This window comes from Actinosynnema sp. NPDC050801, assembly GCF_040673975.1.
Taxonomy (GTDB): domain Bacteria; phylum Actinomycetota; class Actinomycetes; order Mycobacteriales; family Pseudonocardiaceae; genus Actinosynnema.
This window is the reverse complement of the sequence record NZ_JBFAQZ010000021.1, coordinates 59,793-72,177: the sequence shown is the minus strand read 5'-3', so window position 1 is coordinate 72,177 and position 12,385 is coordinate 59,793. Positions and strand designations below refer to the sequence as shown.

At 72.9% G+C, this 12,385-nt stretch carries 10 protein-coding genes; 3 read left to right on the top strand and 7 right to left on the bottom strand.

What is annotated here, in order from left to right:
* Positions 1-161: 161 nt before the first annotated feature.
* Positions 162-569: a YciI family protein gene (locus AB0K14_RS33190; protein ID WP_360457836.1), complete on the top strand. Its 408-nt coding sequence runs from the start codon at positions 162-164 to the stop codon at positions 567-569.
* An 8-nt stretch (positions 570-577) separates the two neighbouring features.
* Positions 578-1,723, top strand: coding sequence for a DUF6596 domain-containing protein (locus tag AB0K14_RS33185; RefSeq protein ID WP_360457994.1), 1,146 nt, complete (start codon positions 578-580; stop codon positions 1,721-1,723).
* A gap of 51 nt (positions 1,724-1,774) precedes the next feature.
* Here the strand turns inward: AB0K14_RS33185 and AB0K14_RS33180 are convergent, their stop codons facing one another.
* Positions 1,775-2,836, bottom strand: coding sequence for a hypothetical protein (locus AB0K14_RS33180; protein ID WP_360457839.1), 1,062 nt, complete (start codon positions 2,834-2,836; stop codon positions 1,775-1,777).
* A 315-nt stretch (positions 2,837-3,151) separates the two neighbouring features.
* On the opposite strand from AB0K14_RS33180, the gene AB0K14_RS33175 reads away from it, so the two are divergent.
* Positions 3,152-3,868 (top strand): class I SAM-dependent methyltransferase, encoded by a 717-nt coding sequence (locus AB0K14_RS33175; RefSeq protein ID WP_360457842.1) that lies wholly within the window; start codon positions 3,152-3,154, stop codon positions 3,866-3,868.
* A gap of 3 nt (positions 3,869-3,871) precedes the next feature.
* Here the strand turns inward: AB0K14_RS33175 and AB0K14_RS33170 are convergent, their stop codons facing one another.
* The 6 genes from AB0K14_RS33170 to AB0K14_RS33145 form a co-directional block, all read right to left on the bottom strand.
* The gene (locus AB0K14_RS33170) at positions 3,872-4,522 is read right to left on the bottom strand and encodes a hypothetical protein (RefSeq protein WP_360457845.1); all 651 of its coding nucleotides are present in this window, start codon (positions 4,520-4,522) and stop codon (positions 3,872-3,874) included.
* Between the two features lie 131 nt (positions 4,523-4,653).
* Positions 4,654-5,634, bottom strand: a complete 981-nt coding sequence (locus AB0K14_RS33165; RefSeq protein ID WP_360457848.1) for an FAD-dependent oxidoreductase — start codon at positions 5,632-5,634, stop codon at positions 4,654-4,656.
* Complete coding sequence (locus AB0K14_RS33160) at positions 5,631-7,484, bottom strand: LodA/GoxA family CTQ-dependent oxidase (RefSeq protein WP_360457851.1); 1,854 nt, start codon at positions 7,482-7,484, stop codon at positions 5,631-5,633. The genes AB0K14_RS33165 and AB0K14_RS33160 overlap by 4 nt, the downstream gene beginning before the upstream one ends.
* Positions 7,484-10,447 carry a hypothetical protein gene (locus AB0K14_RS33155; protein WP_360457854.1) on the bottom strand — a complete coding sequence of 988 codons (2,964 nt, stop codon included), beginning with the start codon at positions 10,445-10,447 and terminating at the stop codon, positions 7,484-7,486. Before AB0K14_RS33155 ends, AB0K14_RS33160 begins: the two co-directional genes overlap by 1 nt.
* A 209-nt stretch (positions 10,448-10,656) precedes the next feature.
* On the bottom strand, positions 10,657-11,193 hold the full coding sequence (locus tag AB0K14_RS33150) for a DinB family protein (RefSeq protein ID WP_360457857.1): 537 nt from the start codon (positions 11,191-11,193) through the stop codon (positions 10,657-10,659).
* A gap of 4 nt (positions 11,194-11,197) precedes the next feature.
* Positions 11,198-12,364 carry an FAD-dependent oxidoreductase gene (locus AB0K14_RS33145; RefSeq protein ID WP_360457860.1) on the bottom strand — a complete coding sequence of 389 codons (1,167 nt, stop codon included), beginning with the start codon at positions 12,362-12,364 and terminating at the stop codon, positions 11,198-11,200.
* Between the last annotated feature and the right edge of the window lie 21 nt (positions 12,365-12,385).

Genomic DNA, 12,385 nt, shown 5'->3' with positions numbered 1-12,385 from the left:
AGGTGATCCGGCCGTCATGAGGGCCAGGAGCACCCTCGGCAACACGTGTGACGCGGGTCACACTCGAATCGGGGGACGGCGATGTCGAGATCCCGTGACCGGCTCCGTCCCTGCGGTGAACGCAACCACAATGGCTCGCACAAGCACCGAGGAGAACTCCGATGGCCAAGTACCTGCTGCTCAAGCACTACCGCGGCGCCCCGGCAGCGGTCAACGACGTGGCGATGGACCAGTGGACGCCGGAAGAGATCACGGCGCACGTGCAGTACATGCGCGACTTCGCGGCCCGGCTGGAGGAGACCGGTGAGTACGTCGACGGCCAGGCGCTCGCCCCCGAGGGGACGTTCGTCCGGTACGACGGCGAGGGCCGCCCGCCGATCACCGACGGCCCGTTCGCCGAGACCAAGGACCTCATCGCCGGCTGGATGGTGATCGACGTCGACAGCTACGACCGCGCCGTCGAGCTGGCCGGTGAGCTGTCGGCCGCTCCGGGCGCGGGTGGGAAGCCGATCCACGAGTGGCTGGAGCTGCGCCCGTTCCTGTCCACGCCGCCGACGATCACGGAGTGACCACTCGGATGGACGAGGCCCTGCTCCGGAGCCTCACGCCGAACGTGCTCGGGATCCTCGTCCGCCGCGGAGCCGACTTCGCGGCGGCCGAGGACGCCGTGCAGGACGCGCTGGTCGAGGCGGTCCGCGTCTGGCCCGCCGACCCGCCGCGCGACCCGAAGGGCTGGCTGGTCACCGTCGCCTGGCGCCGGTTCCTCGACGGTACCCGGGCGGACGCCGCCCGCCGCCGGCGTGAGGACGTCGTCGACGAGGAGCCCGCGCCGGAGCCCGTGCCGGCGGTGGACGACACGCTCCAGCTCTACTTCCTGTGCGCCCACCCGTCGCTGACGCCGTCGTCCGCGGTCGCGCTCACCCTGCGCGCCGTGGGCGGCCTCACCACCCGCCAGATCGCCCAGGCGTACCTGGTGCCCGAGACGACCATGGCGCAGCGCATCAGCCGGGCCAAGCGCACCGTGGCCGGCGTGCGGTTCGACCAGCCCGGCGACGTCGCCACCGTGCTGCGCGTGCTCTACCTGGTGTTCAACGAGGGCTACTCCGGTGATGTCGACCTCGCCGCCGAGGCGATCCGCCTCACCCGGCAGCTCGCGGCCGCGATCGACCACCCGGAGGTGGCGGGGCTGCTCGCCCTCATGCTGCTGCACCACGCCCGTCGCGCCGCCCGGCACGCGCCGGACGGCAGCCTGGTGCCGCTCGCCGAGCAGGACCGGGGCCGGTGGGACACCCGGTTGATCGCCGAGGGCGTCGGGATCCTCCAGGCGGCGCTGTCCCGCGACCGGCTGGGCGAGTTCCAGGCCCAGGCCGCCATCGCGGCACTGCACGCCGACGCGCCGACCGCGGAGGAGACCGACTGGGTGCAGATCGTCGAGTGGTACGACGAGCTCGTGCGCCTGACCGACAGCCCGGTCGTCCGCCTCAACCGCGCGGTGGCCGTCGGTGAGGCGGACGGACCGCGGGCCGGCCTGGCGGCACTCGCGCCGCTGGACGACTCGCTTCCCCGTCACACGGCGGTGGCGGCATACCTCCACGAGCGCGACGGCAACCTGGTGACGGCGGCACGGCTGTACACCGAGGCGGCCGGGAAGGCCACCAACCTCGCCGAGTGCGTCCACCTGACCCGCCAAGCCGCCCGGCTCAACGCCCGCGAAGGTCACTGACCTCCGTGGTGCCGGTCGAGCGGTCCGCCGATCTCCACGTGCCGCGGCGGTTCAGGTGTCGGACCTGTCCTCGAGGGACAGGTGGTGTGCCGACGACTGCCGCAGCGTGCCCAGGTAGTGGCGGAACGCGGCGCTGTCCTGTTCCTGCTCCGACCGCCACCGCGCCAGGTCGGCGGCGGTGATCTCGCGGCCGGTCAGGGTGCGCAGGTGGGCGGTCAGCTTGGTGTCGTCGTCGGTGGCCTCGAAGACCACCTTGTGGTGCGAGATCTCGAACTTGCGCATCAGCTCCATGCGGAAGGTCGAGTACAGGAACGAGTCCCGGCCGAAGCGGTACGACTCGGGCAGTTCCATCTGGGTCGACTGCGGGCTGTGGTACCACGACACGTACACCGACTCGTCCAGCATCACGTACCGGTACACGGCCGTGTCCTCGTTGTAGAGGATCTCCACCGGGCACAGCCACCGGCAGTCGAACAGCGACACCAGGTTCATCAGCAACTCGTTCTCCAGCTCCTGCTCGATCTGCGCGATCGCCCGCCCCCGGAACCGCGGCGTCGACATCCGGTCCGACGCGCTGCGGCTGATGGCCTTGCGGTTGCCGGGGTTGATCATCGCGATCCGGATCTGCTGGAGCCGGTGGCGCGAGGTGAGCAGCCGTGCCGCGACGAACCGCGCGTTCGGGCCGTAGAAGGCGAAGAAGCCGCTCTTCTGCAGGTCGAGCGTCATGTCCTCGTTGTACGGGTCGCCGAAGCCATCGGTCGGGTTGAGCGCGTCGTAGTGCTTGGACGGCAGGAACAACCGGTTCGTGCGGGCCATGTTCCGCTCGATCCGGTCGGCCACCTCCTCCATGCCCTCGGTGAGCGTGTCCCGCAGGTGCCGGTCCTGCGTCCAGTTGGCGAGCGTGGCGAACACCAGCGCGAACACGACGCTCGCGATCAGGTTCAACCCCACCGCCGAGTAGATCTGCGTGGCGGTGAGGGCGTCGTCCCGCGCGATCAGGGCGACGCTGATCAGCACCGCCACGCCGCACGCGGTCGCGAACGAGTAGCGGACCAGGGCCAAGCGCAGCGCGCGGGCCGACGTGGTGGGCCGGCGGGACCGGCCGCGCGTCACGGCTCCCGCCGTCCGACGCGGCACGGACCATTCCGGCACGGACCACGCCGGTGCGCACCACCCGGCCACGCGGAGGGGAGCGTCACGGGCACGCGGGTGGCGGCACGTCCGCGCACGTCACCGCAGGCGCACAGGAGCCGGGTCCGGTCCGGCACGATGTGGTCGGTCCGCATCCGTCGGCTTCCCCTCGGCGTGCTTTCGTCGAGCCACTGAACCAGATCGGGTCGGCCGCCGCGTCCCATTTCGGCAGGCGCGGCACCGAACTTCACCCGACTGGCAGCGTGCCGGTCCCCGGTTCTGCGCGATCATGCGGTCGTGGGTCGAGCACAGGGCCGGGCTACCGCCGCGAACCGGCGCCGGTACGCCCACGACGAGGTCGCGGGCTACCTGCGCGACTCCTACCACCGCCGCCGGCTGCGCCTCGCGCTCGACCTGCTCGGCGAGCACCTCGACCTGGCCGAACGCCCGCTCGTCGCCGACCTCGGCGCGGGAGGTGGGCAGGTCTCCGCCGTGCTCGCCCGCCGCGGCGCCCGGCCGATCGCCTGCGACGTGGTGCTCGACGCGGGCCGAGCCGCCCTGCGCGCCGGCGTGCCGGCCGTCGCGCTCGACCTCGGCGAACCGCTGCCGTTCCGCTCGGGTGCGCTGGACGGGATCCTGGCAGGGGAGGTCATCGAGCACGTCTACGACCCCGCGTCGCTGCTCGCGGAGTGCCACCGCGTGCTGCGACCCGGTGGGGTGCTCGTGCTGACCACGCCGAACCTCGCCACCCCGCAGGACCGGCTGCGGTTCCTCTTCGGGCACGCCCCGCGCCACGTCGACCCGTTCCACGAGTACCTGCACCTGCACATCCGCCCGTTCACCGCGGGCCTGCTGGCGACCGGCCTGCGGCTCGCGGGTCTGACGCCCACGGCACTGCGGTCCAACCACGTCGTCTGGCGCACGCGCTTCGGCGACCTGCGTTCGGCACGGGTCGCCCGCCACCTGCCGACGTGGGGCGGTTCCCTGGTGGTCAGCGCCATCCGGCCGACGTGAGGCTCAGCCCGCGATCGCAGCCAACCCGATCGACGCCACCCGCACGGCCTCGTCCCGTTCGCACAACCGCCGCACCACCCGGTGTTCGCCGGCGTCCGGGTCGCCCAGCGACAGGTTGGGCATGGCGGCCCGCGTCCACCCCAGCGCGACGGTCACCACCACGTCGGCCTCGTCGGGCACCACCGTTTCGTGGAAGATCCCGGCCGACAGGCGGTACCGCTCACCGGCGCGGTGCACGAGGGTCCGCTCCACCTCGGTCCGGACCAGTCGCGAGGTCGGCCGCACGTGGTCGCCCTCCGGCCCGCTGCGCACGTCGAACACCCGGTGCGTCGGCGCGTCGTCGGTGTCGACGACCCGGATGGTCCGGTTGTGCAGCGCGCCCGCGGCCACCCAGCTGGACAGGTCCCAGCTGTGGGAGTGCGGCACGGACGTGATCGGTGCCGCCGAAGCGGACCGGGCTTCCCAGAGGTGCACGCACACCCCTTCGGGGCCGTCACGGTGAGCCGGCACGCACAGGAACCCCAACGGGTGGCGCACGACCCCGACCCCGAGCCGGTCGGTCAGCACCCCGTCCAGCACCGCGCGCGCCCACGCCACGACCGGCGCCCCGTCGTCGCGCTCGATGGCCGCGTCCAACTCCGAGTACAGCGTCATGGCCAACGCCCCCGCCCAGGTTCCGACCCGGCATCGTAGCAACGACCTCGGCCGTGAGGCCGGGTTTCCGTGCGGCCGGGTTTCCGTGCGGCACAGCCGAAAGGCGGACCGCCTGCCGTCAGGTCGGCGCCTCAGGCGCTGCCCGCGACGGACGGCCGACCGCCGGCACGCCGCCGCCAGAACGGACCGTCGAGGCCCGCGGCCGAGTAGACCGCCCGCGCACCGGCCGCGTGCGCCGCCGTCGCCCGGGCGAGCCAGTCGGGATAGCCGGTCGGGTCGTCGGCGGCCAGCACGGCGCCTTCCACCGCCAACGCCAGGCCCTGCCCCGACAGCGGGTCCGCGGCGAGCGCCGCGTCCCCGATGACCGCAACGCCGGGAGGCGCCGGGCCGGTCGTCCGCGCGGTGGTGGCCGAGCGGTGCCAGGTGTCCACCCGGTGCCCGGCCCAGGCGAACCGGTCGACCGTGCGCAGCAGGTCGGTGTCCGTGCACAGGCCCAGCGCGGTCCCCGCACCGCAGCCGATCGCGTACCACCAACCGCCGGGCGCCGCGGTGACGTGCAGCCGGTCGCCCAACCCCGGCAGCCGGGCGTCCACCCAGCCGGTCAACGCGGTCATCCGGTGGGTGACCTCGCGCGTGATGCCGAGCCGGGGCAGCCGCGCGGTGCGGCCGGTGGCGAGCACCACGCGGTCCGCACGCCGCCACTCACCGCCCACCCGCACGCGCCAAGCGCCACCGTCCCGCTCGACGCCCTGGGCCTTCGCCGGGACCCACGTGCACCCGGCCGACACCGCGGCGGCCACGAGCGCCGGATCCAGGGCGGTGCGGTCCACGATCCAGCCCGCGCCACCGGGCGTGCGCAGCGCCGGCTTGTCGACGACCGCGCCGCCCCAGCTCGCGAGCACCCCGGCACAGGGACGCGCCGGCAAGCCCACCACCCCCAACCCGGCCACCGCGTCGTGCGCCCCGGCCGTGAGCAGCTCCACGGTGTGCCGACGGTGCCGCGCCGGGGGACCGACGAGCAGCACCGACGCCCCGGCGCGGGCGGCGGCCAGCGCGTGGCACGCACCGGCCGGGCCCGCGCCGACCACCACCACGTCGTGACGACCGCTCACGGGACGGCGCCGCCGCGTTCGGTCTCGGCGAACACGCCCGCTCCCGGCACGACGAAGCCGAGCTTGGTCCAGTTGTCCAGCATCTGGTGGTAGGACGGCATGTCGCTCGACCGGGGACTGGGTTCGTGCGCGTCGCCCGGCCAGTCCGACGACGCGCCGACCGTGGCGCGGTGCCAGTGCACCATCGACCCGGCGGCCAGGGCGTCGGCCGTCGTCGCGTACACCGCGTCCGGGCGCTGGGACGGCCACCAGCCCCAGTCGGTCCTGGTGACGCTCTGCTCCTCGACCTTGCACTGCAGGAAGTCCGCGATCCACGGCAGCGCCATCTGCCGGGTGAAGTGCCCGGCCACCACGGTGCGGCCGCGGGCGTCGCCGACGTACTTCGAGGGCGCGCCGTGCTTGATCCGGAACGGTTCGGCGAACAGCTCCGGCTCCCGGATCTGCCAGCCGACCTCGATGCCGGGGTAGAAGGCGCCGCCGGACACGGACTGCGCCGCCGCGCGGTCCAGCCCGTCGGGTGTCACCGACCCTGGCCCGGTCGGGGTGAGCAGCGACGCCGACGGCAGCGCCGACCTGACGAAGTCGCCCTCGGCCCAGGCCCGCATGATCGCGTACTGGGTGGTGGTGAGCGACAGGCCCCAGCGTCTGGTCCTCAGCTTGTTGTACGGGTCGTCGCCCAGCAGTTGGGGCATGGTGTCCGCGCCCAGGCCCGCCGTGCCGGGCTTGCGCAACCGCCGGAACACGGCGAGCCGCGCGGTGTTCGGCTTCACCGGATCGGACAGCGCCTCCCACTGCGCGGCGGGCAGGCCGCCGGCGCCCATGGACGTGTGGAAGCCCTGCAACTGGTCGAACACCCACCCCGGCAGGACGGCTTGGCGCAGGATCGGCGCGACGTCCTCGTCGAACGACGGCTTGTAGCGCGACAGGGACGTGCCGTGCTTGAGGTCCTTCGCCATCGCGGTGAGCCGTGCCAGCGCCCCGCCCGTGCGGAACACCGCCTCGTCCCCGGGCAGCGGGATCCGGCGGACGGCCAGGTCGACCAGGACGTCCCAGAGCGTGACGGTGGGCGGGATGGCCGGTGCGAAGTCCGGCGGGCCGACCAGCACCCACGCGCCCCGCACCGGCACGGTCGTCATCCCGCCGCCCACGCGGAGCCGGAGCACCGCGTTCACCGGGCCGTCGGAGACGTCGTCGAACCACATGTCGTTGTTCGCGTACCCCGTGATGTCCGGTGCGCCTGCCTGCTTGGCGACCACGCCGGCACCGCCGATGACGATCAGCCTGCCCTTGGCGTCGGTGCGCAGCTCGCCCAGGTACTCCAGCGCGGGCGAGGGCGCCGGGTCGGGCCACTGCTCGGCCGCCGGGTTGGCGGAGGTGCCCTTGCGGAACTGGACCGGCCCGGCCGTGCGCCCGGCGATCGACCGCGGGCCGGGGACGATCCGCAGCTTGCGGCGGTCGGTCTGAGCCTCGTTGCGGCGGACCCGCTTGGGCTGCCGGGGCAGCAGCGGGGAGCCGGACAGGCCGTCGAACTCGAAGAACGACGCCTTGCGGTTGGCCAGGTCCACCGTCCACGTCAGGTCGGCGACGTCGGCCAGGTCCGCGGTGATCTCCCGCGACGCGGTCCACACGCCACCGGACTCGGTGTACTCGAAGACCCGGAAGCGCTGCGCCTGGCGGCGGATCCGGCCGCCGACCTTGTGCGGCGGCACCGTCTTCCCGGTGCCCGACTCGCCCATGCGGGCGGGCCGGTCGGGCACCTCGGGTCCGAGGAAGAACTCGTCCGCGGCGGCGTCGCCGACCCGTGCGACGCCGATCGCCGGGTGGATGCGGTAACGCGGGGGCTTGGCCATCAGTCCTCCAGCCAGGTCCCGTCGGGCTGCTTGGTCCACGTCGGCAGCGAGTCGTCCGGTCGCAGCCGCACCAGGGTGGTCGGCAGGCGCACCTCCCACGGGTCGCCCTGCGCGATCTCGGCGCCGGGCGCCTGGGTGCGCTCCTTGATCTCGTCGATGATGCTCACGTACAGCGGGCTGGTCAGCGTCGGCGGGTCGGCGCCCTCCCAGATCTCCCCGGTGTCGAGGAAGTGGGCGACGGCGGCCTCGAAACCGGGCCGGATCGGGACCACCACCCGGGCCGAACCCGCCTTGAGGAACTCGGCGAACTGCGTGTCGACGTCCTGGAGCAGGGCCTTCGTCCGCCACCCGTTCTTGCGCCCCCAGTAGTAGGGGTAGAACAGGTACATCATGTGCTCCCACTCGACGGCCTGCTCGAAGAAGCGGATGTAGCGGCCCTCGGCGTCGGCCTCGTGGAGGTGGGGCTGCGGGTAGCCCTCCGGCGAGTGGCCGATCGCGCCGAACAGGTCGTAGTGCTGCGCGGTGAACACGCTGATGGCCTGCTTGCGCAGCTCGGTGCGCTCGATGATCCGGTTCTCCGCCGGGTTGCGGCCCTGGATGTCGTTGGCGGCCTGCACCTCCAGCGCGGCCAGCTCGTCGCGGTAGTCGCGCTGGAGCTTCAGGTACGCCTGCTGGATGGCGGCGTGGGTCTCCAACTGCCAGGTGCGGTAGGCGCGCTGGGTCCGCTGGCAGTCGACTTCGACGGCCACCGTCCAGGTGCGGCAGCCGTGGGAGTGCACGGTGAGGGGCACCGAACCGCGTTCGTTGTCCAGCGTGTAGTAGTTGTTGATGAAGCTGTTCTTCCTCCGCCCCCACTGTCGCTTGCCGATGACGACGACCACGGCCCAATCGTCCTCGAAATCGGGAAGCCAGCGGTTCGTGATCACGAGCGCGTGGCCGGTGATCGCCTGGTAGCCGTCCGGGATGGGCACGTCGGCGACCTTCGTGCCGCTCTCGTCCTCAAGAGGCACCATGCCCTCGAACGTCTTGGACACCGTGGTGTACGGCTCCGGCGGCGGCTTCAGCCCGGCCACCTGGTAGCGCTTGACGTAGATGCCGTAGTTGGCCTCGGTGATCTGGACCGGTTCGAGCGTGAACGGCTCCGGTTCTTCGAGGGTCGCGCCGGGCTGGGGCTTGTGCGCGTGCGCGTGGATCCAGAACGCGGCGGGCTCGGGCACCATGATGTCGAACATCATCCGCTTGCCGTAGTTGAAGACCTGCGCCTCGTAGACCTTGTCGACCCACTGGTAGACGCCCACGACGTGGCCCTCGCCCGCGGCGTTGTCCACGCCGTGCTCGTTGCGCTCCTCGAAGATCTCCAGCGTGCGCAGGACGCGCACCTCGCGGTGGCGTTCGGACACCTTGGACGAGGCGCGGCTGGTGACCTCCTTGGAGTAGTTCGTCGCGGTCTTGGTGGACTCCTGCTTGACGTGGTTCATGGCGAAGTCGGTGTAGGCCTTGAACTCCACGGCCGGCCCGAAGGAGGCGCTGAGCGCCAGGCCCGCCTTGAAGGTGATGTCGTTCTTGACCACCTCCGCGGCCTCGCGCTGCATCTCGAACCGCTCGGTGGTCTGGGTGTCGCGCTCCTCGACCTTGGTGATCTCGTGCTCGACCGTGGCGGTCTCCTCGGTCTCCTGCCTGCGCAAAGTCGACCGCTTCTTGGACTCGCCCTTGAGCACGTTCTCGATGTGGGCGACCTCGCCGCCGCGGTAGCCCTTGAGCTGCTGGCGCACGACCAGCAGGTCGCCGACGCCGACGGGTTTGATGGTGCCGTGGCTCTCCGGCACCGGCTGGGGCAGCCCGGACTTGCTGTTCTCGGTCTTGGCGAGCGCACCCGTGTCGTAGAGCTGCGAGCCGATCAAGGTGTACGAGGTGGCGCCGTTGTCCAGTTCGGCGAGCCGGCCGTACAGGGTGGTGAGCTCGCCCTCGACGGACTTCAGCGCTGCGGGCAGCGGGGTGCGTTCGAGGCTCAGGGCGAGGGATTCCAAGGTGGCCCGGTGCGACTGGGGCAGCTCCGCGACGGCGGTCCGGCTGAGCAGGAGCCGGGCGGCTGGCGGGTGCTGCTCGCCGGGTTCGACCGCGGACGACTGCACGTCGGCCAGTGCGCGCACGACCGCGTGCACCGGCCCGGTCTCGATGCGCTCGACCTCTCCCGCGCGCACCCGTTCGGTGATCGCCCGGCGGAGGGTCTCCGCCGCGGCGGGCCGCCCGGGTGAGGGCGTGCTCTGCGGTTCCTCGGGCGCGGCGAAGGCATCGGGGGCCACGGCGGTGAGCGTGTCGCTGAGGGACTCAAGGGCGCCGATCCGCGCGCGGATCCGCTCCCGTTCCGCGTCGGTGTCCGGCTCGGGCCGCCGCGGCTGCTGCTCCTCGGGCAGGTCGCGGCGCGGTCCGGGGACGGCCCGGCCGATCGCCGTCGGCCGGTTCAGGGCGGCGCCGACCGCGCCCGCCTCGTCCAGCGCCGGGTCGCCGGCCGCCACCCGGTCGAGCACGGCCATCAGCCGCAGCAGGTCCTCCATCGTGCGCGCCTCGACGGCGCCGTCCCGGGACAGCAGCTTCGCCGCGATGAGGTTGTCGGCCAGCAGTTCGCGGTCGGCGGCGAACGCCGGTGCCCCGACCACCTGGGACAGGGGCTCGCCGAACCCGTCCGCCACGGCCTCCTCGACGTCCGCCCGGGTGGGGTCGCCCATACCGCGCAAGGCCCGTTCGGTGCGCCACAGGGCGGTCGCGTTGGCCAGCTTCCCGAGGTCGGTGAGACCACGCTCGTTCGCGACGAGCCGCGCGGCCGCGGCCTTCAACGCCGTCTTCCGGTCCGGGGCGTCGTGCGCCTTGGCCAGCGCCGCCGCGAAGTCGTCCGAGGCCATCACGTCGACCGCGGTCGCGGGGGCGGGTGGGTGCAGGAGCAGGAACCGGAAGATCTCTTCCATGGGTGGAGCCCCAATCGACCTGGGTGACGGTGACGGTGACGGTGATCACGAGTCTCCGGCCGAGGCCGCGTACGCCGGAATGTCCCGACGTTCACCCGTCAGGGCCCCCGGTTGCTGCCCTTGCGGACTGTCCATGAGGGCGAAACGGGCGAACGGCCGTGCGTCGACCGATCACTCGACGATCGGACGCCGCCGCCAGGTCGATCGGCTCACACAGCGAGGGGGTTGAGGACGAGGTACCCGTCCAGGCGGGCGACCCGACCGGTGTCCGGGTCGGGAGGGAGGGCGTGGCCGAGGTCGTTGGCGCGGACCTCGCCGATCCACTGGTCGTGCTGGTACTCGTGGTTGATCAGGGCCACCAGGAGGTGGGTGGCGACGACGGTGAGCTGCTCCGGGGCGGCGACGCGACCGGTGGCGATGGCGTTCATCCGGGCGTGCACGCGTTCGGTGACGGTGTCGCGGAACCGGGTGAGCCGCTGGATGGTGGGCAGCGCGCCGCGGAACCGCTCGGGTTGCGCGGAGTCCATCAGCGCGTCCAGCTCGGGGTCGGGGCTCGGCTCGGCCGCGGTGAGGTTGCGGATCATGAAGTGGGCGACGTGGGCCTGGTGGCCGAGGTGCCAGCCGATGGCGCTGGAGTCCTCGCTCGGCCGCCAGGTCACCTCGTCCGGGCTGAGGTCCCGCCAGAGCTCGTCGGTGTAGGCGCGGGCGTGGTCGTACTCGCGCAGCAGTGCTTCGACCTCGTACATGTGATCACCTGGGTGTGGTGGGAGCGGGGTCCGGGGAGGAGCGGGCGCTCAGGACGGTGCGGGCGGCGCGCTGCCCGCCGGCGAGGGCGCCTTCGAGGTGGCCGGTGTAGTCGGTGGTCTCCGTGGACGCCCAGTGGAGCCGCCCGTCCAGGGCCGGCTGCCGGTACCGGGGGTGGCCGAAGAGGCTGTAGTTGTTCAGCCGGTGCACGTCGGGTGGCGAGGTCCAGTGCTCGGTGCTCCAGTCGTGGACGTGCAGGGCGCTGGGGCGGGCCGCCGCCGGACCGAACAGCTCGGTGAGCTGCTCGATGACGGCCTGTCGGAAGGCGGGCCCCGTCGAGGTGGTCGTGGCGGTGGCGGTGCCGAACCCGAACAACGCCGCCGGGTGGCCCAGGGGACCGGACATGTCGTGGAGTTCCTGGAGGGGACCGGTGTAGCTGAAGGCCGCGCCGGCGAGGCCGTCGTGGCGCCAGAACGCGTCCGGGTAGACGGCGATGACCTTGACGACCGCGCCCATCCACACGGGGGTGGCGCGGGCCAGGCCGACGAGGTCGGTCGGCAGTGCGTCGCCGAAGTCGATGCGGGCCAGGGCCAGGGCGGGCGGCACGGCCAGGACCACGTGGCCCGCCACGTGGGTCGTGTCGGCGGTCTGGACGGCCAGGCCGCCGGTGGTGGCGCGGATCGCCGTCACGGGGGTGTTCAGGCGCAGCGCGCCGGCGGGCAGGGTGGCCGCCAGTCCGTCGGTCAGGGCGTCGGCGCCCGCGGTGTAGCGGTGGGCGGGGCCGTCGATGGGATTGCCCTGCAACCGGTGGGTGCCCTTGGCGTCCTGGAAGATCGCGCTGCCCGCCGTGTGCTGCGCGAAGGTGTCGAGACCGAGACGGGCGACGAGGTCCTGCACCCGCTGCTCGCCGTCCCAGAACCAGGTGGCCCCCAGGTCGAGCGCGTCCTCCCCGCCGGCGCCGGTCCCGTCGGGGTGGGTGCTGCCGGGTTGGGTGGTGCCGGTGCTGTCGGGGCGGGTGCTGTCGGCGCGGATGCTGAGGAGGCGGCCGCCGGGGCGGTTGCGGGCCTCCAGGCACAGGACGTCGCACCCGGCGTCGGCCAGGACGGCGGCCGCGGCCAGTCCCGAGGCTCCCGCCCCGACCACCACGACGGGCCGGTCGTCGGCGTGCGGCATGTGCGACTCCACTTCGTGTCC

What these genes read in the sequence shown, in the direction of transcription:
- AB0K14_RS33190 (WP_360457836.1), top strand. Translation starts at nt 162, where the DNA reads ATGGCCAAGTACCTGCTGCTCAAGCACTACCGCGGCGCCCCGGCAGCG.
- AB0K14_RS33185 (WP_360457994.1), top strand. Translation starts at nt 578, where the DNA reads ATGGACGAGGCCCTGCTCCGGAGCCTCACGCCGAACGTGCTCGGGATC.
- AB0K14_RS33170 (WP_360457845.1), bottom strand. Translation starts at nt 4,522, where the DNA reads ATGACGCTGTACTCGGAGTTGGACGCGGCCATCGAGCGCGACGACGGG.
- AB0K14_RS33160 (WP_360457851.1), bottom strand. Translation starts at nt 7,484, where the DNA reads ATGGCCAAGCCCCCGCGTTACCGCATCCACCCGGCGATCGGCGTCGCA.
- AB0K14_RS33155 (WP_360457854.1), bottom strand. Translation starts at nt 10,447, where the DNA reads ATGGAAGAGATCTTCCGGTTCCTGCTCCTGCACCCACCCGCCCCCGCG.
- AB0K14_RS33150 (WP_360457857.1), bottom strand. Translation starts at nt 11,193, where the DNA reads ATGTACGAGGTCGAAGCACTGCTGCGCGAGTACGACCACGCCCGCGCC.
- AB0K14_RS33145 (WP_360457860.1), bottom strand. Translation starts at nt 12,364, where the DNA reads ATGCCGCACGCCGACGACCGGCCCGTCGTGGTGGTCGGGGCGGGAGCC.